The organism is Prosthecobacter sp. SYSU 5D2, from assembly GCF_039655865.1.
GTDB lineage: Bacteria > Verrucomicrobiota > Verrucomicrobiia > Verrucomicrobiales > Verrucomicrobiaceae > Prosthecobacter.
In genome coordinates this window covers 630450-651198 of record NZ_JBBYXL010000001.1, presented here as the reverse complement: position 1 = coordinate 651198, position 20749 = coordinate 630450, and the positions used below count along the sequence as shown (strand labels likewise).

The 20749-nt window shown below is 60.9% G+C and carries 16 protein-coding genes; 10 read left to right on the top strand and 6 right to left on the bottom strand.

All coding sequences use genetic code 11. The annotated features are described in order from the left end of the window. The first annotated feature begins 48 nt into the window (after positions 1 to 48). Positions 49 to 1482 carry a sigma-54 dependent transcriptional regulator gene (locus tag WJU23_RS02695; protein ID WP_346330987.1) on the top strand — a complete coding sequence of 478 codons (1434 nt, stop codon included), beginning with the start codon at positions 49 to 51 and terminating at the stop codon, positions 1480 to 1482. On the opposite strand, the gene WJU23_RS02690 is transcribed toward WJU23_RS02695, so the two are convergent. Further along, entirely contained in the window at positions 1472 to 3682 is a 2211-nt protein-coding gene (locus WJU23_RS02690; protein ID WP_346330986.1) for an ABC transporter substrate-binding protein, read from the bottom strand. The two genes, WJU23_RS02695 and WJU23_RS02690, sit on opposite strands and share 11 nt — an antisense overlap. Before the next feature lie 117 nt (positions 3683 to 3799). On the opposite strand from WJU23_RS02690, the gene WJU23_RS02685 reads away from it, so the two are divergent. From WJU23_RS02685 to WJU23_RS02670, 4 genes are all read left to right on the top strand, one after another. Continuing rightward, positions 3800 to 4846 (top strand): FAD-dependent oxidoreductase, encoded by a 1047-nt coding sequence (locus tag WJU23_RS02685; protein ID WP_346330985.1) that lies wholly within the window; start codon positions 3800 to 3802, stop codon positions 4844 to 4846. A 120-nt stretch (positions 4847 to 4966) separates the two neighbouring features. Further along, positions 4967 to 6031, top strand: coding sequence for a sulfite exporter TauE/SafE family protein (locus tag WJU23_RS02680; protein ID WP_346330984.1), 1065 nt, complete (start codon positions 4967 to 4969; stop codon positions 6029 to 6031). Positions 6032 to 6210: 179 nt separating this feature from the next. Then, positions 6211 to 6780, top strand: a complete 570-nt coding sequence (locus WJU23_RS02675) for a hypothetical protein (RefSeq protein ID WP_346330983.1) — start codon at positions 6211 to 6213, stop codon at positions 6778 to 6780. 163 nt (positions 6781 to 6943) lie between these two features. Then, positions 6944 to 8206, top strand: coding sequence for a hypothetical protein (locus WJU23_RS02670; RefSeq protein ID WP_346330982.1), 1263 nt, complete (start codon positions 6944 to 6946; stop codon positions 8204 to 8206). Between the two features lie 66 nt (positions 8207 to 8272). On the opposite strand, the gene WJU23_RS02665 is transcribed toward WJU23_RS02670, so the two are convergent. The 4 genes from WJU23_RS02665 to WJU23_RS02650 form a co-directional block, all read right to left on the bottom strand. Further along, entirely contained in the window at positions 8273 to 9151 is an 879-nt protein-coding gene (locus WJU23_RS02665) for a haloacid dehalogenase-like hydrolase (RefSeq protein ID WP_346330981.1), read from the bottom strand. A 97-nt stretch (positions 9152 to 9248) separates the two neighbouring features. After that, positions 9249 to 10148, bottom strand: coding sequence for a TIGR01777 family oxidoreductase (locus WJU23_RS02660; protein WP_346330980.1), 900 nt, complete (start codon positions 10146 to 10148; stop codon positions 9249 to 9251). A gap of 33 nt (positions 10149 to 10181) precedes the next feature. After that, on the bottom strand, positions 10182 to 10496 hold the full coding sequence (locus WJU23_RS02655; protein WP_346330979.1) for a hypothetical protein: 315 nt from the start codon (positions 10494 to 10496) through the stop codon (positions 10182 to 10184). A 142-nt stretch (positions 10497 to 10638) separates the two neighbouring features. Continuing rightward, a complete protein-coding gene (locus tag WJU23_RS02650) occupies positions 10639 to 11106 on the bottom strand; it encodes a GNAT family N-acetyltransferase (protein WP_346330978.1) in 468 nt (155 codons plus the stop codon). Between the two features lie 356 nt (positions 11107 to 11462). Between WJU23_RS02650 and WJU23_RS02645 the strand changes: the two genes are divergently transcribed. From WJU23_RS02645 to WJU23_RS02630, 4 genes are read left to right on the top strand one after another with little or no spacing between them, the layout of a single operon-like run. Further along, a complete protein-coding gene (locus tag WJU23_RS02645) occupies positions 11463 to 14009 on the top strand; it encodes a hypothetical protein (protein WP_346330977.1) in 2547 nt (848 codons plus the stop codon). A gap of 14 nt (positions 14010 to 14023) precedes the next feature. Then, positions 14024 to 14647: a GTPase domain-containing protein gene (locus WJU23_RS02640; protein ID WP_346330976.1), complete on the top strand. Its 624-nt coding sequence runs from the start codon at positions 14024 to 14026 to the stop codon at positions 14645 to 14647. A gap of 51 nt (positions 14648 to 14698) precedes the next feature. After that, positions 14699 to 15067, top strand: coding sequence for a hypothetical protein (locus WJU23_RS02635; RefSeq protein WP_346330975.1), 369 nt, complete (start codon positions 14699 to 14701; stop codon positions 15065 to 15067). Further along, the gene (locus WJU23_RS02630) at positions 15064 to 16164 is read left to right on the top strand and encodes a glycosyltransferase family 4 protein (protein ID WP_346330974.1); all 1101 of its coding nucleotides are present in this window, start codon (positions 15064 to 15066) and stop codon (positions 16162 to 16164) included. Before WJU23_RS02635 ends, WJU23_RS02630 begins: the two co-directional genes overlap by 4 nt. On the opposite strand, the gene WJU23_RS02625 is transcribed toward WJU23_RS02630, so the two are convergent. Then, complete coding sequence (locus WJU23_RS02625) at positions 16165 to 17184, bottom strand: helix-turn-helix transcriptional regulator (protein ID WP_346330973.1); 1020 nt, start codon at positions 17182 to 17184, stop codon at positions 16165 to 16167. 212 nt (positions 17185 to 17396) lie between these two features. Between WJU23_RS02625 and WJU23_RS02620 the strand changes: the two genes are divergently transcribed. Then, positions 17397 to 20690 carry a VWA domain-containing protein gene (locus tag WJU23_RS02620; protein ID WP_346330972.1) on the top strand — a complete coding sequence of 1098 codons (3294 nt, stop codon included), beginning with the start codon at positions 17397 to 17399 and terminating at the stop codon, positions 20688 to 20690. Positions 20691 to 20749 lie beyond the last annotated feature (59 nt).

The following is a 20749-nucleotide window of genomic DNA, read 5'->3' as shown; positions in this document are numbered from 1 at the left end:
GCTATCAACCTCAACCATCATCCACAATACTGACGAAGTTTTGACTCCATGACCGACCCTGCCACCATCCTCATTGTTGATGATGAAAGACACACCCGTGACGGGCTGCGCCTGTCGCTGGAGGATGACTTTGACTGTTACGTGGCCTCCAATGCTGCGGAGGCGATGGAGCACCTGAAGAATGACCAGATTGATGTCATGCTGACAGACCTCCGGTTAGGCGAGGACAATGGCATGAAGCTGCTGGAGGAGGCGCTGCACCTGCCGCATCCTCCGGTGTGCATCATGATGACGGCTTATGGCAGCGTGGATACGGCGGTGGAGGCGATGCGGCGCGGGGCGTATCACTTCGTGACCAAACCGCTGAACTTGGACGAAGTGGAACTGCTGGTGAAGCGGGCGCTGCGCAGCCGCAGTCTGGAGAAGGAAAACAAGGCGCTGAAGCAGCAGGTGGAGCAGAAGTACTCCATCGAAGGCATTTTGGGGAAGGCGGACACGCTGAAGCCCATCTTGGAAACCATCCAGCAGGTGGCACCCACTCGGGCCACGGTTTTGATCGAAGGCGAAAGCGGTACGGGCAAGGAACTGGTGGCGCGGGCCGTGCATAATCTGAGCGGGCGGCCCAAGGCCAAGCTGGTAACGGTACACTGTGCGGCGTTGTCTCCGCAGATTTTAGAGAGCGAGCTTTTTGGCCATGAGAAAGGCTCGTTTACCGGGGCGCAGGAGCGGCGTATAGGCCGCTTTGAACTGGCGGACGGAGGAACACTGTTTTTGGATGAGATCGGCGAGATTGATGCCAGCACGCAGGTGAAGCTGCTGCGGGCGTTAGGCGAGCAAGTCATCGAGCGGGTGGGGGGCAGCAAGCCGATCAAGGTGGATGTGCGCGTGGTGGCGGCGACGAACAAGGACCTGGCGAAGATGGTGGAGGAGGGCAAGTTCCGCGAAGACCTTTACTGGCGGCTGCGCGTGGTCACGCTGCACATGCCGCCGCTGCGCACACGCAAAGGGGACATCCCGGTGCTGGCGGACCATTTTTTAAAGGACCTGGCCACGGCGAATGGAAAAACATACAAGCCGTTAGGCGAGGATGCCCTGCCAGTGCTGATGACCTATGACTGGCCTGGCAATGTGCGCGAGCTGCGAGCCGCCATCGAGCACGGCGTGGTGATGAGCAACAGCAGCCGCATCATGGCCAAGCACCTGCCTGCGTATCTCTCCCAACCCGGTGGCCTCGGCTGGCGGGTACCGGTGCCCGCGGGAAAACCGGCTGCCGAATCTGCCAGCGCCAGCGCTGCTGCACCGAAGGCAGAACTGGACATCCACGAGATGGAAAAAAACCTGATCCTGGAGGCCCTGGAACGCGCAGGCAACAACCGCAGCGAAGCCGCCGACCTGCTGAACATGAGCCGCCGCACCCTGCAGCGGAAGCTGAAGGAAATGGGCATGGTGCGAAAGCACCGGAAGCGTCCAGTCAAGGAGTGAGCGGGGCGGCTTCATCCTCCTTGTTAGGCAGCACGGGCAGCAGTACGCGGACGGTGGTGCCCTGGGCGGGAGCGCTTTGGATTTTGATGGTTCCCTGGTGGCTTTTGATGATGCCGAGGGTGGCGGCCATGCCGAGGCCGCGACCGGTGAATTTGGTGGAGAAGAAGGGGTCAAAGACACTCTGGAGGACCTCCGGGGACATGCCCTGGCCGGTGTCTATGATGTCCAGGTAGAGAAACCGGCCTGGCGGGGGGGCGGGGTCAAGCTGGCTATCCTGGAGGTAGGCGGCTTCGCAATCCAGGCTGCCGGTGCGCAGATACACGGTGCCCCGGCTTTCTGTGGCCTCAGAGGCATTGGTGAGGAGGTTGATAAGCATGTGGCGCAGGCTCTCGCGGTCGGCATGGATGATCACCTCCGGGCCATCGTGCTGCCATTCCAGCTCATGTCTGGTGGGCAGGCAGCATTTGAGGGTGGGCAGGGATTCCTCCATGAAAACGCGCAGCCGTGTGTCTTCAAACTGATGCAGTCCATGGCCGGTGCAGGTGAGAAGGACACGGTTGAGCGCGGCCACGCGCTGGCTTTCACGCAGAACGCCGTCCATGAAATCACGTGCCTGGCCGGGGGCGGTCTGCATCTGGGCCAGCTCGGCATAGCTGGTCAGGGCCTGGAGGATGTTGTTGGAGTGATGACAGATGCCATTGGCCAGCCGGTGCAGGCTTTCGTATTTTTGGGACTGGATGAGCCTGTCCTTGAGGCGGGCCTGATGGCTTTCAGCGGTCTTTAATGAAGTGATGTCCTCGATCACGCTCAGCAGGCCGATGATGTCTTTTTGGTCGTCCTTCAGAGGCACCTTGCTCTGGTAAAAATGCCGGGTGCTGCCGCCAGGGCCGGTCAGTGTTTTTTCGCAGAGCAGGATGGATTTTCCGTTCTTGATCACTTCTGCATCGGTCGTCTCCCCATCCTGGTTTTCCTGCCAGGGCAGGCTGTCGCCGGTCAGTCCTTGTGCTTGCTGGGGGGAGCCCAGTCCGGCGTAGCTGGCAAAGACCTGGTTGCAGCCGAGGATGCGGGAATCCCGGTCCATCCAAAACACGCCTACCGGAATGGTATTGATGATGGTCTGCAGCATGGCCTGGGATTCGCGGGCCTGGCGCTCGGCATTGGTGATGCGGTTGTTTACGCGGATGAGGCCCAGCACGATGCCGCCCAGCACCAGGGTGCTGCCGATAGTGCCGCCCAGCGTCCACAGCAGCCAGGCGAGGTCGGTCTTGGGGTCCCGGTCATACAGGAAACCGTCCAGCGTGTAGTCAGGCGGCAGCATGCCCAGGCGCACATAGGTGTCCCCGATGTGCCGCCAGCGGCCTTCATTCATGTGGCCGATGTCAATGAGCTCGGAAAACATCAGATGCGCCATTTCATCCGCTTCGTGGCGCAGTGCCTCCCGGCTGAGCGGGCAGCGGTAGCGGTTTTTGAGCAGGTCAATGATCTCCTCCCGGTGGCTCATGGCATACTCCCAGCCGCGCAGCGTCGCATCCAAGAAAGCCCGGACGCGTTTGGGGTGGTTTTTGATTTCAGCGTCGGTGGTGAAGAGGCAGTCGCCATAAAAATCCACCCCGTAATCGCGCGGCTGGATGAGCCGGTAAGGGATGCCCCGCTCGGACAATTGAAAGGGCTCATTGATGCTGTAAGCGCCCATGCCATGGATCTCTCCCCGAAGCATTTTATCAGGATCAAATTCATAAGGGATGGTCTTTACTGCATCGGCGGCCAGGCCTTCATTTTTAAACATGGCCAGCAGGGCAGGGGTGTCTTCCGGAGAGACGGCCACCGTTTTTCCCGCCATCTGGTGCGGGGTATTGATGCCGCTGGCTCCGGTGACGAGGAGCACCTCCGGGGAGTGCTGAAGGATGGCGGCCAGGGCGACCAAAGGTTTGCCTTCATTACGATGAATGAGCATGGATGAAAGAGCCACCGCATAGTGGCAGTGGCCCTGGATGAGCTCCTCGGCAAAATTGGTCTCCGGTCCGCCTTCCACCAGCTTCACGTCCAGGCCCGCCTCTTGGTAATAGCCTCTCTCTATGGCGGCATAGTGGCCGGCGAACTGGAAGGCATGCCTCCATTTTAATTGCACGACGATGCTTTCCTGCCCCCGGACATTTGAGGATAGAAATAGCAGTAGCAGGTACGGCAAAACCTGTCGCATGGGGTTTCGAAGTGTGGAGGGGAACACCGGCACGGCCTTTAAACCTTCTGCTGAGTGAGCATGAAATCCAGCAAGAATTGTTTTTGTATGAGGGTTGTCTGGTGAATCGTGCGGCACATGCATCCGCGTTTTCTCATCATCGGCCAGGGTCTGGCCGGTACCGCCCTGGCCTGGCAGCTTCATCTGCGCGGGCTGGCGTTTATCGTGGTGGACCGGGATGAGGAATCCACTTCATCCAAAGTGGCCGCCGGACTGGTCACGCCCATCACAGGCATGCGGCTGAACCTCAACTGGCGGTATAATGTCTTATATCCGGAAGCGATAGAATTTTATAAAGGTATCGAGGTGCGGCTGAAACGGCGGTTTTATCATGAGGTGCCCATCGTGCGGCTGCTGCGGGATGAGAAGGCGGCAGCGCTCTGGGAAAAAAGGCGACTTCAACCGGAAGTGCAGCCTTATCTGGCGGCGGTGGACGGGGCGTTGGTGAACGGTGCTCTTTTCAACAATCCGCACGGCGGCTTTGAGCAGCAGCATAGCGGCTGGCTGGACACGGCGGCATTCCTGGCGGCCAGCCGGGTTTATTTTGAAAGCCTGGGCCTGTGGCAGCGCGGAGAGGTGACGCCGGATGCTTTGATACAGGACGGCAGCGGGGTGATCTGGAAGGGGGGGGATTTCACCCAGGCCGTCTTCTGCACAGGATGGGAGGCGGCGCAGCATCCGTGGTTTGACTGGGTGCCGTTTCAATCCGCGCGTGGGACCGTCCTCACGATGCAGGCGGACACAGGCGGGGAAACCCGCATCATCAATTGCGGCTGCTGGCTGCTGCCGCGCGACGATGGCAGCCTGCGCGCAGGCCCGACCTATGAACTGGATTTTGCGGATCCGTGCACGCCTTCACCTGCCGCCCTGGAGGGCCTGGAGCAAAAGCTGCGCCGTTTGCTCAAAGTGGACTACACCATCACCGGCAGCCAGACGGGCGTGCGGCCGATCATCAAGGGCCATCAGGCCATGATCGGCCGGCATCCTGCGCGTCCGCAGATCGCCTTCATGAACGGCCTGGGGTCCAAAGGGGTGCTGCGCGCGCCGTGGGTGGCGCGACAGCTTGTGGAGCATCTGGTGGACGGTGTGGCGGTGGAGCCGGGCATGGATTTGAGCGGCAATTGAGCCTTGGATGCTGCCCTGTTGCTTATGCCGGGCGGGCATGAGAACGATGCTGAAAAGCTATTTGGTGCTATGAAGGGACGGGCGCATGGATAGCGGCCCAATCTCTGTACTTCATCAGCAATGTCCATCCGTCCTTCGCGCAAGCAACATCTCTGGATCTGGTTTCTCTGGCTCGCCGGCTTTTATGCCGTCTGGTCGTGGCTGGTCTTTGGTCATGATAAGTGGCAGGACGTGACGGAGCACTGGCCCATTGCGATGGCCATGGCCATGGGCAGTTATGTGGCAGGCTCCACGCCCATGGGCGGTGGCACCGTCGGTTTTCCCATCCTGGTGCTGCTCTTTGACCTGCCGGCCAGCCTGGGGCGGGATTTCAGCTTTGCGGTGCAGTCCATCGGCATGACCAGTGCCAGCATCTTCATCCTCAGCCGGCGGCTGCCGCTGGCCTGGGCCATGCTGAAGGGGGCCATGCTGGGCACCGTCATCGGGCTGCCGGCGGGCATCTATTGGGTGGCACCGTATGTGCCGGACCTGTGGATCAAGATTGTCTTCGCGGTCATCTGGGCCAGCTTTGGCGTGCTGCACTTGTACCGGATCGGCGAGATCGCCTCGCATGACGGGATGACGGAATTTGATGAGCGCTGGGACTTCCGGGTGGGCTTTTGGGGCGGGCTGTTTGCCGCCGCCACGGTCACCTCCGTCACCGGCGTGGGCATTGACATGGTGCTGTATGCCATGCTCGTGCTGCTGTGCCGTGCGGATCTGAAGATCGCCATCCCGACCTCCGTGGTCATCATGGCCTTTGCCTCCGTTTATGGCATCGGGTTTAAAAATGCCTTCACCGGTGTGCAGCCCGGCGTGTATGAGAACTGGCTCGCCGCCGCCCCCGTGGTTGCCCTGGGCGCACCGCTGGGCGTGTTCGTGGTGAACCTCATCGGCCGCAAGCCGACCCTGCTTTTCGTGGCCGTGCTGTGTGTGGGCCAGTTTGTCTGGACTTGCCATACCGAGCGCGTGGCCCTCGGCTACGGCGGCCTGGCCCTCTCCATCCTGGCCGTCGGCGCCTGCCTTCTGGTCTTTGAAAAACTCCGCGCCTGGGGTGCGGTGCTGGTGGGTGAGGCCAAGGCTAAGAAGAAAGCTGCGAGTGGTGGGGGTGATGTGGGGGAAGCGGCGGTGGAATCTGCTTTGTAAAGGTGCCTGTGCGGGGTGTGGTCGCTTCAGCGCCCCGCATTTTACCAGCTTCTTGATGAGCTCATCACCGTTGCGTGTAAAGCTCCAGTGCTCAAAAAAAGATGAACAGCACTTATTTCCAACCTTTACAGGGCAAGGCCTAACAATTAGTGTAGTGTATAAATCCGATTATGGTACACATGAAATGGACTTTGCCCATTCTGATTCTCGCCTGTTTGATCGGCTTTGGGATCATGATTTACGATGGGCAGGTGAATGAATCCCAAGCCCAGGTGCCAGAGGATAAAAAAAGGGTGCCGAGCGAGACAGTGGGCACTGGAGACAACGCGGTGAATGGGGTGGATTCTGAATCCGGGAATCCTGTCCCCAAGCCGGCTGCCCAAGCCTCTCTTGATGACCTGTGGGTTGAGGCGATGGATATTCCGTCAGATCATAAGCTGATCATGGCGGAGTTCCGCAAAAGGGGAGGGGTGGTCAAGGAGGAGGCGCTGGAGAAGGACATTGACAGCATCGTGCGTGACCACTTTGGCAATGACCGGTCGGCTTTTATAGCAAGTCTTAAGTCCAAAGGATTAACGTTGGAGGAGTTTAGGAGTCAGCGGCATGACCTGATGGCTGTTCAAGCGATAAAAGGGTACATCACACGCGGCATAACGGATTCGGTCGAGAAGCAGGAGAAAGTGGATGAGTGGCTGCGGGGTCTCCGCAAGTCGGCTTCCCCCGGGACTGCGGCTTTGGATGAGGATTAAAACCGGGCTTTGGGGAATGATTTTGGGCCATGTGTTTGCCAACAGACGTTCAATGCTCAGTCAGGCGGCTGAGAAGTGAGCGGCATTTTATTGGCATCTTCTCCCTTAGCTTCTCAATGAAACGTTGAGGTTTATCTGGGCGTAATTTCCTTCCTTCCAATCCATGAGTACCCTGCCCAATCGCCGCCAATTTCTCCGCACCGGTCTCTCGACGCTTGCCCTGGGTGCCCTGTCTTCCCGTGCCCAGGACGGCGCGGTGCCGAGCTTTCCTCCTGCGCGTGTCATCACGAAAGGCCCGGGCTTCCACTGGTTCGGCTACTATGACAAGTTCCAGTTCGATCCTACCAACCGCTTTGTGCTCAGCAACAAGGTCAGCTTTGAGCACCGCTCGCCCACCGGGGATGACGTCATCGAGGTCGGCATGGTGGATCTTGAGGAGAATGACAAGTGGATTCCGCTGGGCAAGAGCCGGGCGTGGAACTGGCAGCAGGGCTGCATGCTGCAATGGATCCCCGGCACGGAATCCAAGATCATCTGGAATGACCGGGAGAAGGACCGCTACGTCAGTCACATCCTGGATGTGAAGACGGGGGACAAGCAGACCCTCCCCAGCCCCATCTACTCCGTCAGTCCGAACGGCCGCGAGGCGGTGTCCTGCGACTTCGCCCGCGTGGCGGACTGCCGCCCTGGCTATGGTTACGCCGGCCTTAGCGACAGGTACTTTGATGACATGGCACCCGAAGGCTCCGGCGTTACGCATGTGGATCTCGAGACCGGTGCGGAGAAGCTCATCGTCACCCACAAGCAGCTCGCCGCGACCGGCGAGGTCATGCAGAACACGCCGACCTCGAAGCACCACGCGTATCATCTGCTCGTCGGTCCGGACGGGAAACGCTTCATCATGCTTCACCGCTGGACGCAGCCGAAGGGCGGGCACCTGACCCGCCTCATCACTGCGGCCATGGACGGCAGCGACCTGCGCATCATCATCCCCAACGGCTTCGCCTCGCACTTCATCTGGCGCGACGCCACGCACATCCTTTCGCAGGCGAAAGGCTGGCTTGGCAATGACAAGCCGGGCAATTTTCTCTTCGAGGACAGGGATTCCGGCATCGTCGCGGAAATTGGCAAGGACGTGCTCGATTCGGGCGGGCACTTCAGCTACCTGCACAATAACGAGTGGATCCTCAACGACACCTATCCCAAGGGCGTGCGCCGCATCCAGACCCCGCATCTCTATCACATCAAGAGCAACCGCCGCATGGATCTCGGCCACTTCCCGTCACCGCGCGACTACACCGGTGAATGGCGAGTGGACAGCCACCCGCGCTCCAGCCGCGACGAGCGCTGGGTCTGCATTGATTCGCCCCATGGCGACCAAGGCCGGCAGCTTCACCTGATTGATATCCAGGGGCTGATGAGTTGAGTATTCGAGGCATCAGACGTCATTGATGGCCTGTTAAACAGGAGGCTGAGATTTTAGCGGCAATTTCTAAAAATGCGGGGCGGAGACGGTGCCTTCTTCGATCTCCAGTTTTTTCCTTCGTACGATGCCGTCGGCGATGTCGAGGATCATTTCTTCCAGCAGCAGGCGCAGGTGGCTGCCGGGGCGGTAGTCGGCGGGGGCGATGTGTTTGACGCGGTCAGCCATGGCGTTGAGCTGGTAGCATTTGCGGAAGCTGGCGCGGTCCTGATCTTCAGCGTTATAGACGGCGATGGCGTGGCCGCCGTAGCGCTTCATGAGGGTGAAGCAGGGGACGTCGGTGGGGCCGTCGCCGACGTAGATCATGTTCTGGAAGGGGATGGGCCGCAGGTCGGGGTCCATGTGGTCGTTCACATCTTCATGCGGCTCCAGCATGCCTTTGTTGATGCGGAAGATGTACTGTGTCTTGGTGGTGTGGCTGATGACGCGCTTGGGGAAGCTGATGCGGCCGTCCTTGTCCTGGCCGAACTCGCAGCCGAAGATGCGTTTCACAAACGGGGCCAGGGAACTGCCATCGAGGAGGATCTTGAGGCCGGAGGAGATGATGTAATGCTCGATCTTGATGCCTAACAAACGATGCTGGCTGCTGATGACGTTGCTGAGCTCGTTGAAGACCTCCGGCACGCCTTTGAAATAACGCAGTTTGGCACCGAGAACGCGCAGCTCGTCATTGGTGGGGCGGTCCATCTCCAGGTAGTCGAGCATGCATTTGAGGTAGGCCAGCTCGCCGTCGTAACCTTCCTGGTCCACCAGTTCGCGGCTCTTTTTCCAGAACTGTCCGGGGTTGATGCCGAAGTGCGGGAAGAGCGTTTCATCCTGCATGTAGGTGGGGCTGAGCGTCTGGTCGTAATCGTAGATGATGCCGATGGTGGTCTGGAGGGCGGCCATGAGGGAGAGGGAAAAGGTGGCAGGGCAGGGTAGCAGGCTTCAATTCAATACTCAGCAAACCACTGGCACCCGGTGCTCACAACCGCCAACTTGTGCTTCATTTTAGCGCCACCAGTGCTTCATCCAGTGTAGTATGGGCGAAGTGGTAGCCGAGGTCCGTGGCCTTTCCTGGCAGGGCGCGCTGGCTGCACAGCAGCATTTCATTGGCCATGCCAGGCAGCAGCAGGCGCAGGGCCAGGGCTGGGACATGCATGAAAGCAGGCCGCTTGAGGCTGGCGGCCAGCTTGCGGGTGAAGTTGCTGTTCAGCTCCGGGGCGGGGGCACAGAGGTTGAGGGGGCCGTTGACGCTGTCATTTTCCAATGCCCAGAGCATCATGGCGGCCTCGTCTTCCACATGGATCCAGGACATCCACTGCCTGCCATTGCCCATTTGGCCGCCGAGGCCGTAGCGGAAGGCGCGGCTCATGAGCGGATAGGCCCCGCCATCCTGGGCCAGGACCATGCTGGTGCGCAGGTGGACGACGCGGGCGCCCCAGGCACTTGCTTTGCAGGCGCTGTCCTCCCATTTTTCACACAGTTCCGCCAGGAATCCTTCGCCACGGGGGCTGCTTTCATCCAGCTCGGTATCCCCCCGGCTGCCGTAAAAGCCAATGCCGGAGGCTGCAAGAACCGCCTGCGGCCGGTTGGCCGGTGCCCAGCCATTATTGACGTGCTCCATCAGGTGGCCGGTCAGCTCCACCCGGCTGTTCCACATGCGCTCACGTTTTCCAGGTGTCCATAGGCCCATCAGGGATTCGCCAGCGAGGTGCACCAGGGCATCCAGCCGGGTTTCAGGAAGCTTGTGGGCGGCTTCCTTGGGCATTTGCAGGGTCTCCGCCGCATGCGCCAGGGTGGCATTACCCCGGCTGTAGGCGACGACCTCATGGCCGCTGCCAGTGGCCAGCTTTGCAAAAGCTTTTCCGATCAGCCCTGTGGCCCCTGTGATTCCGATGCGCATGATTTTATCACGGGTTTACGGTTGATTGATAAGTCAGGACTGCTTCCACCAGTCCGGGGGTCTTTCCCAGGATTCCCGGGAGGAGGCCTGCTGGGGAGGTTTTTCATCCTCCTCCCGGATCAGTTCTTCCTCATTGCTGGCCGCGAGTTCCATGAGAAGCTGCATATGCGGGTCCGGCCGGGTGCTCCGCCGCCAGATGACAAAGGCCGCTGTGGCAAAACAGCCCAGCAGAAAAAAGAAACAGCACAGGGTAGCGATGACGAACCAGTCCATGGCTGCTGTATTCGCCACATAAGACCCACCTTCCGGCCTGCGGAGGCTGGTGAAAAAGGCAATGAGCAGATTCATGGGCAGCTATTTATGTTTAAATGAAATTAGCCTGAAGCCACAATACTTAATGTACGCTGTAACGATTAGAATGGTTACATAGCATTCTAGTCAAGCATGGTGATGTACTATGCATCACTGAAACCGCGTTGTGAGAGCTGGTTTACTCAAAGACCAGGCGCATCGGGATCATGCTGGAGAAACTGAAGCCGTGCTTGGCAAAGAAAGCCTGGGATTCGGCACTGATCTTGTCCGTCAGCAGCGTGATGCGGCGGAAGTGTTTTTCGCGGGCAAACTCGATGGCATGGTTGAGCAAACGCCCGCCATAGCCCATGCGCCGGTGCTGCGGATGCACGATGACATCCTCCATCATGATGACCAGCCCGCCCTCAGCCGTACTGATGGTGAAAAGCAGGTTCACCATGCCGATGAGCATGTGGTCCGTGCGCAGGACAAAAATGCGTCCCCGGTTGGGTTGCTCCAGAATCAGGCGCAGGCCGTGTTCCTGCTTGTTTTTATCAGGTCTGAAATCCGCCTCTTCGCTGAACAGGGCGACCAGCAGCTCGACGAGCTGTGGCATGTCTTCGATGGTCGCGGGTTCGATACGCGGTTCTGAGGTGAGACTGGACATTGCGTCAACTTAGCCGGGGCGGTGCCGACCGCAATCAGCTTATGGAGCCGGTGAGTTTACAATGTGCACAATGCATGATGTCAAAGGTGTGGCTTCCCGATGAAATGCCTGGACTTAAGAAGACCTGATTATTATGTTGTACAAATGGCGTGCTCAAAGAGAGGTCCATTTCCGATTAGCAAGGGGAGAAGCCAATGCTGCTCCCAATTCCATGACATCAATTCTCGCTTCCGATGGGATTTTCGTTTCGCAGCATGTTTCAATCTGCTGACTCACAAGGTCAGGGAGTGGCTGACATGCCTGCTGGTGGAAATCACGTCGGCGCCCCGGAAATCGCGATGAACAGCGCGCCACCCATGCAGAATTTTCAAGCCCCACCCCTGAACGCAGCCTCTCCCTTTGGAGCAGCCGGTCCTTTGTTTAAAACGGTCGCGGGAGAGTCTTTGCAGGCATCGGCAGTGCAGGCCTCCCCTTTCGCCGCGCAGGGGGCGGCACCTACCAGTGCTCCTTTGACGGTCGGGGATGTTCTGCCGCAGCTTCCGCCGGATATGGTGCGGATGAACGGCCTGTCGCCCGATCAGCCTGTGGCCATCTCCGCCCAGGTGCTGGATGCCGCTTTGCGCAGCGGTCAGGCAGCGCTGCCGCTTTTTGAAATTTACCGGGTCTGCCCGGCCTTGTTTCAGTCACCTGTTTCACCTCAGGACCCGCGCATGGTGCCGCTGCCTGCCGCCCGGCTGCCCCGCCTGATCGCCAGTGCCCAGCAGGCATCAGCAGGTCAGCCGCCTGCCATGGGGGCCTCCCCTTTTGGCATGGCACCCGCCGCGTCACCGGCTCCGGCCAGCCCCTTTTCTGCACCTGCACCGGGTGCCACGGCGCTTCCGCCACGGCGCAATGGCCCGCCTCCACCTTTGGCGGACATCCAGCGCGAGGTGCCTGCATCCGTTTCCCTGCCGGGTGGTGGGCGTCCGCCTGTTTTTCCCAGCAGCCCGTTTGCCGCAGCCGCTGTCCAGGTGCAACCGCAGCCAGAGCCGCCTCAGAACTCGCCATTTGGGGTGCGACCGCCAGAACCTGCCCCTGCGGCCGCTCCCGTGCCCTCAGCTGGCATGTTTCAGTCTCCCAGCTCCAGCCCCCCCGCCGGTGCTTCACCTTTTGGCACAGCCAACTTTGGTAGCGGCCCGGCGGAGACGCCGGCCTCTCCTTTCGCAGCCTTTGCGGCTCCTGCCTTAGCGCCTGCGCCCGCTTCTTCTCCACCGGTGGCTGCCCCGGCATCCCCTTTCGCCAGTCTCTTTGGGTCCAAGGCGGTTCCGACCGGGCAGCAGGCACCGGATGTCCCGGCTGCTCCAGTCACCTTTGGGGCTTCTCCTGCTGCTCCGGCGCATCTGGCTGTCCAGAGTCCTGCTCCTGCCGCCGGGCCAAATTTACGGCTCAGTCTCGCTTCCTTGCTGCGCGGTTACAGCGTCGCGGAACTGGGGTTTGATCCCATCATGGTTCCGACCTGGATCATGACAAGCCAGCCCGCGGCCCTAGTGCGGGAGTGGGCTCAGACACCTGCGCCGCTGGTGGAACTGGGCAAGCTGGTGGATGGCATCACCGATGTCGGTTTCCGCAACGTCCTCAACCATGCCAAGCGGGATTTTCAACTCAAGGTCCCCCAAGAGGAGATCACGGTCGCCCTGGCCGGGAACGGCCCTCCCACCTTGCCCAACCTGTCCGCCTTGGGCAGCGGCCCCCCCGCATCTGCTCCTTCTCCGGTTATGACAGTGCCCATGGCACAGCCAGGCCGCACCGGGGCACCGCTGTTTGCGTCCGGTCTGCCTCCTGGGGCTGAAGCTCCGTCCTTTCAGCCTGCCTCTCCGGTGGCTCCAGAACCTTCAGCACAGGCTCCAAGTGGTGTGCCGCTTTTCACGGCTGCCGCCAATGCCGCGTCACCTGTCTTCAATTCTGCCAGCATGGGCAGCTTTCCTGCGGCCCCGGCCGCGCCGATATCGAACCCCTTTGCCCGGCCTGCGCCCGCTCCAGCGCCGTCTGCTCCCCCGCCGCCAGCCCAGGAGGCGGCACCACCACCGCCGACAGCGGCATTTCAGCCCGGTGCTCCCTTTTCCCAGCCAGAGCATCCTCTGGCGAACTCCGGTCAGGAGCCTCCAGCCCCCACGCCTGCCTATCCGCAGCCTCCGTCAGATGGCTTTAGCAGTGCTGAGCTCATGGGTGCGCCGCCGGGCGACTTTTATTCCAAGATTCCGCCTGCCCCGTCCATCCCCGTCACCAATCCCTTCACTGGTAAGGAAGCTACAAACATCGTGGATGTCCAGGAGGAGCCGGAAATGCCTCCATCGCCTCCCCCGCAGCCGCCAGCCCTTGCGCCGCCGCCTGCATCCAGCTTCATTCCTCCCGCTTTTGAGCCGGATGCTGCTCCTCCCCGCCCTCGCGCTTCACCCCCTGTGCCTGCGAAACCTGCGCCTCGTAGCAGCAGCACTGCATCCCCCGCCATGGGGATCAAGTCACATGATACCAATCCGGACCAGATCCTCCTTCGGGCTCTGTTAGGCACAGACGACGATCTCACGCCCCAGCGCGTGGTGGAGATGGTCTGCAGCCTGCCCGGTATTGCGGCCTGTGTCTGCCTGCAAGGAGACCGCGCCATCTCCCATGCCGGTGCCCACAAGCCGCAGGCGCGGGAATTCCAAAAGCAGGCCACCGATCTGGCCCATCACCTGCGCACCCTGGCACCGCTCATCGGCATAGAGAATGCTGAAACCTTCACTCTCACCTCCGGGGACCGTCTCATGACCTTTTGTTTTCCTGAAGGAGCCATTCTCGGCATTCTTCATGATGCGGACCCTTCTTTGGGGCTTCGTGACAAGATCACCTTGATTGCGCGCGAGCTTTCCCGGATGCTGGATTAAATCCGCGTCCTCCCATGCCTGCCATCCATCCTGAGCAAAAGACGGTCAGTTTCAAGATCGTCTATTGCGGCACCCCGCTGAGCGGCAAGACCGCCAACCTCCAGCAGATCCACGCCAAGCTGGATCCGCACGGTCGCAGTGACCTTGTCAGTCTTTCCACCGCGCAGGACCGTACCCTGTTCTTCGATTTTCTGAGTGTCGAAAGTGCAGCCATTCCCGGTTACAAGACCGCTTTCCACCTGTACACCGTCCCCGGTCAGGTCACGTACAACGCCACCTTGCAGCTCGTCCTCCGCCAGGCGGACGGCGTGGTTTTTGTCGCGGACAGCCAGCTGGACCGCCAGCGGGAAAACGTCCAGGCTTTCCAGGCGCTGGAGGCGAACCTCCGGCTCAATGGCAGCTCCCTGGACCGTCTGCCTCTGGTCCTGCAATATAACAAACGCGACCTGCCGAATGCCGCCCCGGTCGAGTATCTCGAATTCCTCCTCAACAACCGCCCCGAGCCTTGGGTCAGCTTTGAAGCCGATGCCCGCGGCGGCCGCAACATCCTTGCCACCCTGAACGCCATCTCCCAGGCCGTGCTGATGAAATTCCAGGCCCAGCTGCCGGAAAACAAAGCCGCTCTTGCCGCCGCCTGAAGCTTTTCCAGACAGGGAGTGGCCTAACTTATTATTCAACTTAAAGATCCATTGACTGCCGCACTCATCCATCCCAATGGCTTTCTCAGCATTCTTTGCGGAGAGCTGAAATCGGATCCCGCCAGCATCGCCGCCCTGGGCCATGCCGTCCATGCGGCCGGTACCGAGCTGGCCATCCGCGCCGGTACCGCACCGGTCAAAAGCATCACTTTAAACGGTCATCCGCTCTGCCTCACCCTGCTGTCCGTCCCCCAGGGCGTACTGCTGATGGAGCATGAGGAGTCGGCCACCGCCGAAAGCCTCCTGGCCGCAGCTGGCAGCCTGCTCTCCCAGCCTGCTGCCGCGCCTGCTTCCCCGCCGCCCGCCCCCCCCACGGGACCCTTCAGTCTGGCGGATGCCCTGCATGCCACCGCTCCATGAAGCTTGCGCTGATCCGCCGTCAGTACGCCGCCACCGGCGGGGCTGAGCTTTATCTTCAGCGTCTCATTACCGGCCTGGTGGAGGCCGGTCATGATGTCCACCTTTACGCCCAGGAATGGCAGGGAGCCCCCGCCGCCGTCACCCTGCACCCAGTGGCTGTCCGCGCCCCCCGCGCCCTGCGGCCTGTCCGCTTCGCCGAGCTTGTTGCCCAGCGCATCGCCCCGCTGGATTATGATGTCGTTTTCAGCCTGGAGCGCACCGTCTACCAGGACGTCTATCGCGCCGGGGATGGTGTGCATAAAAGATGGTTAGACCAGCGCCGCCGCTATGCCACCTGGTGGCGGCGGCCATTCATCGGCATGGGGGCCTTCCACAGCAGCATGATGGCCCTGGAAAAACGCACTTTCGATCCCGCCGTCACCCGCCGCATCATTGTGAATTCCGACATGGTCCGGCAGGAGATCTTAAGCGAGTTCGGCTTCCCGGCAGACCGCATCCACCTGGTCCGCAATGGCGTGGAGACCGCCCGTTTTCAAAAGGGCGACCGTACCGCGACCCGCCAGCGTTTCGGCCTGGCGGAGAGTGATTTTGTCCTCCTTTTTGTAGGCTCCGGCTGGGAGCGGAAGGGGTTGCACTTTTTGTTACGACTCATGCAGCGTCTGGAGAAAACAGATCCGCAGGTGAAGCTGCTTGTCATCGGCAAAGGCCACCTGCGCAGCGTCACGCCGGCCAATGTCATTCTCGCCGGGCCCATGCCTCAAGTGGAAAATGCGTATGCGGCCGCAGACCTGCTCACCTTTCTGCCCATCTACGAGCCCAGCTCCAACGTCGTGCCTGAGGCTCTCGCCGCCGGCCTGCCCGTCATCACCAGCATCTTCAATGGCGCTGCCGAATGGCTGACTGAAGGCGTCAACGGCCATGTGCTTCCCGCCCCGGAGGATACGGATGCTCTGGAAACTGCCGTCCGCCATTGGATGGCCAGGCCTCACGCCCGCCCCGTCCCCTGCGCCCATCCTCTGGACCTCGAAACCAATGTCCGCGAAACCCTCCGCGTTCTGGAAATATTGGCCGCTGAGAAAACCGCCACCCGCGCCTGATCATCGCTGCATTAGCATCCGCGCCGCTGCCGTTCTGTTCGGTACATGCAGCTTCGCAAAAACGTTCTCCACATGCCTCTTCACGGTGCCCGCACGGATGCCCAGGATGATGGCGATCTCCTCATTCGTTTTGCCCTCGCACAGCCATCGGCCCACCTCCCGCTCCCTGGGTGTCAGTAAAAGCAGGTGTTGTCCTCCCTCATCATGGCGGATGACCATTGAGCCTGGCTGATCTTTCGTTGGCGGGATTAAAACCACCGCGCACGCCCCATGGCGGCCTTGCAAGCGGTGGATCTTGGTCTGTCCCGGATGGTGCCTTGCAGCGCCTCCCGCCCGCATCTGCTGGATCGTCTGCGCCAGTTCCTCCGCCAGGTCATGTTCATCCGGTCCGGGTGGATGCGGAGATCCTGTGTCCAGACATTCGGTCACCTGTCTTCTCAACGCCACAGGGCCGTCCGGCAGCTCATTCAGGCAGTGGATGCGCATGGCACCCTCCCCCATCCTTTGCCTGCCATGCATGCGCCACGCGCTGCGGAAGTGCGGCAGCAAGAGCTGGAAAAACATCCGCTCCGCCTCCGCATAGCCGCGTTGCTCGCGGATCACGCACACACTCAGTGTGCTCTCCTCATCCAGCGGCAGGTCCGTGCCCAGGGAATCCTCCATTTTCAGATAATCCGCCGCCGCCTGGAACATTGCGCGCCGGGTCCATTCCTGCTGGCTCAGCACATCGGAGATGGCCATGACCGCACCTCCCGTCCGGTAGATCAGCGGATGGCTGGCCACCGTCCCCATGGTGGCTGTTAAAAAATCCCGCCCTTGCTCGCCGATCCCTCCTGGAAACAGCACTTCACTGCTGCCTTGGGTCACAAACGCGAGATGCATCTGCCCGCCAATGAGGGAAGCTAGCGCTTCGTGCGCCGCATCCAGCGGACCCCGTTCAAAGGCTGTTTCATAAAACGCCGCCAGTTGCCGGTTGAACTTCGCCAGCTGTGATGAGGATAATGAAAAAGAGGATTTCATAGCCTTTGAAGATCTTCATCCGTCTCATGCCGGGGGGTAGCATGCCTGATGTTTCATCACCCCTTCTCTGGCTTTGAGCAAGCTGGAATGTGCCGTCCGGCACATGCGCCCTTTGTTGATCCATCCCATGTGGGTACCAGGGTGTAACCATACCTTTGTTTAAAGGGCAGTATATAGCAGGGCGCCCAAATCCGCAGATATTGAATTTCATCATGAAACATCCGTTTAAAATTTTAGCTCTCAGTCTTGCCGGACTGCTTGTCCCTCTGGCATCCTCAGCGGAGCCAGCCATGGCGAACATCGTCGTCTTTGATGCCAGCGGCAGCATGTGGAACAAGATGGAAAACTCTACCCGAATCGAGATCGCCCGCCAGGTCATGAGCCAGTTCATGGACGGCTACGATGCCACCCAGCCCCTCGGCGTCATCGCCTACGGCCACCGCAAACGCGGCGATTGTGAGGACATCGAGGTGATTGTGGAAACCGGTCTTGTCACCCCTGGTGCCGTCGCTCAGAAGATCCGCTCCCTTCTGCCCAAAGGCATGACCCCGCTGGCGGAATCCCTGCGCCGCGCCGCCGCGATGATCCCGCCCACGGCGGAAAGCGCCAATATCCTGCTCATCACGGACGGGCTGGAGACTTGCGGCGGAGATCCCTGCGCCGTCGCGGAGGAGCTCATCGCCACCGGCATCAAGATCCGTGCCCATGTCGTTGGTTTCGGCCTCACCAAAGCGGAGGCCGCCTCCCTCTCCTGCATCGCCCAGCTCACCGGTGGCCTCATGTTCAATCCCAGCAACGGCCAGGAGCTTCTGGATGCGCTCCAGCAGTCCGTGTCCAAACCTGCCGCAGAACCCCCACCGCCCCCGCAGCCGCCTGAAGAAAAGCTTTTTGATATCTCGCTCCAGCTTAAAGACACCGGCACCGGCCTTCCCTCTGGTCTCATGGACTGGAAGGCCAAAGACGCTGAGGGCAACGTCCGCGACCTCGGTTTGGAAAAAGGTGCAGGATTGAAGCCCAAGCTCCCGGCCGGCACCTGGACCATCATCGTAGAAGGGGCCGAGGGCCGTGCTGAAGGCAACATCACCGTGCCCAATGCTAACTCTCAATACATTGACTTCACCGCCCCACCGATGGCCGTGGAGTTCACCTCCGCAGGCCCGCTGACAGCCGGTGTCGAGGCCTACCTGTCTTTTGCTGTCAAGACTCCGCCGCCTGGCAATGCGAGGGCGCAGTATAAAGTTGGCATCTTCCCCCTGGATGACCCGCTCACACGCATTGTCGCCAGCGGACAGAACCGGTATGTGTTCGCCGGGAAAAAAATCCAGCCCGGGGAATACCACGCCAGCCTCCACATGCCCAAAGAGCCCGGTCGCTATAAACTGGCCTTCATACGCCATGGAGAACCCAAGACCACCATCCTGGCCCAGCAGGAGGTGGAACTCGTCGCCCAGCCCGAACTCAAGCTCGAAGTGCCGGAGCGTGTCGTCGCCGGGACCGTGTTTGAACCGAGAATCACCAGTGGCCGCGGCGAATACGACCGGCTCCGGCTTTTCGCCGGGGAACAGCCTTCCAAGAATGGCCGCCAGCTTCATGACGTGTGGTATTCCACCCACCTCCAGAAAAATCAGGGTCTCATGGATGCCCCGGCCCAGCCAGGCAAATACACCCTGTTCCTCACGGCCCGCACAGCCGACAAGAACGTCTCCCCCGAGACCAGCGTCATTGTCAATGTCGTCAGCGCCGAGGAGTTTGATGCAGCCTCCCCTGCCGCTGCTCCGGCAGCCACTCCATCAAGTTCATCCGGCGTTTCTGCTCCCGCTCCCGCTCCGCAGATGCCAGCATCTGCAGCCGCCCCCGCCGCAGCATCCACCGCCCCCGCCGCAGCATCCACCGCCCCCGCCGCAGGCAAGATCCCCGTCTCCCTCATGCTGGATGGCGATGCCGAAGCACCCCTCACCGGCTCCGTCATGTGGAGCGTGAAGCCTGTCCACCTCAGCCCGGAGGGTAAGTGGACCTTCGCCCGCAGCATGGAAGGCTCCGAATCCAAGATGTTAAAGCAGCAGGAGCTCGTCTGGGAGCTCGCCCCCGGCTTCTGGGAGGTGCAGGCCTTCGTCAATGGCAACCTCCACCGCGTCGTGATTGAAGTGGATGCCCAGGCCCAGGAGCACGCCTTTGTCATTCCTCTGGAAAAAGCGCCCAAGCCCCCCACCGCCCAGCCCACCCAGTGGCTCATTTCCGCCAAAGGCGGCGAAGCCGCACTCACCACGCCCACCGCCCCGGCAGACCCCAAAGCACCGCTAGATGTCCGCGTCACCCTCCCCGGCATCCCGGCGGATGCAGGTATCCAGTGGACCTATGTACCCATGGGTCCCGATGGTGCCCGCAACGTCCGCGATGGCCGCCCCGGCGGCGGCACCAGCGGCAGCGGCGGTGACCGCACCTTCTCCCTGCTGCCGGGGAAATGGGAGCTCTTCGCCAAGACCCGTGACCGCCAGTTCCTCCTCGTCGCCGATGTCCAGCCCGGCGTCGTGGGCCAGCACTTCACCCTGAAGCCCCTTTTCAACTCCATGGACATCACCCTGGAGCCGCCCCAGCAGACTCCCTTTCTCAAAGACGGCTTCTTCCCCATCACCTTCAAAATCCCCGAAGGGTTCCAGGGGAAGATCGCCCTGCATTCGGACGACCGCAGCGCCCCCGCCCTGTTTGAGACCGATGCCGCCGAGCTTGCCGGTGCACAGGACCAGGTCCTGCCCATGCCGGCCAGACCCGGCTTTTATGAAATCCGCGTCCTGGATGAAACCGGAAGCATGATCAAAGGCGCAGAGGTGGAGATCACCCCCAGTGATGCCGCCTCCCCTTCGGCCTCCGCCAACCCCGCAGCTCCAGCCTCGACAACCGCCGCCGAGCCGCAGCTTCGCCAGTTCGGACCCAGCCACTTTGGCACCGGCACCATCCGGGTGGACATGCAGGGCAAGACGCACGAATTCGCCACCACCACCAAGGTGCTCGCCGCCAATCTCGGTGCCCAAGTCGGCAGCCGGACCGACAATGCGGAAGCCGCCGCTTTCGCCAAAAGCATGGAGGGGAAGTCCATTCACTCCGCCGTTCTCCGCCTCATCGCCGGTAACCTTTATGTGACCCTGGACGGCTATGGCAACATCGGCCCCAATGGACCCGAAATGATGGGGGAAAAACGCACCAGTTTTCAGGTCAGCTTTGCCCTGGATCCCAAGACCCTCCAGATCAAGGACGGCTCACGCACGCTCAGTTACAATGCCCCCGGTACCGCCGTCACGGACAACGCCCAGACCGAGGAGTGCCAGATCACCCTCGACACCGTCACCCCCCTGCCCGGCGGTTCACTCGCCCTCAAAGGCAGCTTCTCCGGCATCCTCACCCAGGACATGAAAGGCAAGCTCCTCGCCACGCCTGTGCCCGTCACCGGCACCTTCGATGTCCAGCGCGCCAGCGGCAACGACGCCATCAGCAAGCTCCTAGGCCGCTGATCTTTGAGCTGTTTCTCAATCCGCTGCCTTATTTCCATGGGGTCGTTAGCCGCCAGCAG

What these genes read in the sequence shown, in the direction of transcription:
- WJU23_RS02695 (WP_346330987.1), top strand. Translation starts at nt 49, where the DNA reads ATGACCGACCCTGCCACCATCCTCATTGTTGATGATGAAAGACACACC.
- WJU23_RS02690 (WP_346330986.1), bottom strand. Translation starts at nt 3,682, where the DNA reads ATGCGACAGGTTTTGCCGTACCTGCTACTGCTATTTCTATCCTCAAAT.
- WJU23_RS02685 (WP_346330985.1), top strand. Translation starts at nt 3,800, where the DNA reads ATGCATCCGCGTTTTCTCATCATCGGCCAGGGTCTGGCCGGTACCGCC.
- WJU23_RS02680 (WP_346330984.1), top strand. Translation starts at nt 4,967, where the DNA reads ATGTCCATCCGTCCTTCGCGCAAGCAACATCTCTGGATCTGGTTTCTC.
- WJU23_RS02675 (WP_346330983.1), top strand. Translation starts at nt 6,211, where the DNA reads ATGAAATGGACTTTGCCCATTCTGATTCTCGCCTGTTTGATCGGCTTT.
- WJU23_RS02670 (WP_346330982.1), top strand. Translation starts at nt 6,944, where the DNA reads ATGAGTACCCTGCCCAATCGCCGCCAATTTCTCCGCACCGGTCTCTCG.
- WJU23_RS02665 (WP_346330981.1), bottom strand. Translation starts at nt 9,151, where the DNA reads ATGGCCGCCCTCCAGACCACCATCGGCATCATCTACGATTACGACCAG.
- WJU23_RS02660 (WP_346330980.1), bottom strand. Translation starts at nt 10,148, where the DNA reads ATGCGCATCGGAATCACAGGGGCCACAGGGCTGATCGGAAAAGCTTTT.
- WJU23_RS02655 (WP_346330979.1), bottom strand. Translation starts at nt 10,496, where the DNA reads ATGAATCTGCTCATTGCCTTTTTCACCAGCCTCCGCAGGCCGGAAGGT.
- WJU23_RS02650 (WP_346330978.1), bottom strand. Translation starts at nt 11,106, where the DNA reads ATGTCCAGTCTCACCTCAGAACCGCGTATCGAACCCGCGACCATCGAA.
- WJU23_RS02645 (WP_346330977.1), top strand. Translation starts at nt 11,463, where the DNA reads ATGCAGAATTTTCAAGCCCCACCCCTGAACGCAGCCTCTCCCTTTGGA.
- WJU23_RS02640 (WP_346330976.1), top strand. Translation starts at nt 14,024, where the DNA reads ATGCCTGCCATCCATCCTGAGCAAAAGACGGTCAGTTTCAAGATCGTC.
- WJU23_RS02630 (WP_346330974.1), top strand. Translation starts at nt 15,064, where the DNA reads ATGAAGCTTGCGCTGATCCGCCGTCAGTACGCCGCCACCGGCGGGGCT.
- WJU23_RS02625 (WP_346330973.1), bottom strand. Translation starts at nt 17,184, where the DNA reads ATGAAATCCTCTTTTTCATTATCCTCATCACAGCTGGCGAAGTTCAAC.
- WJU23_RS02620 (WP_346330972.1), top strand. Translation starts at nt 17,397, where the DNA reads ATGAAACATCCGTTTAAAATTTTAGCTCTCAGTCTTGCCGGACTGCTT.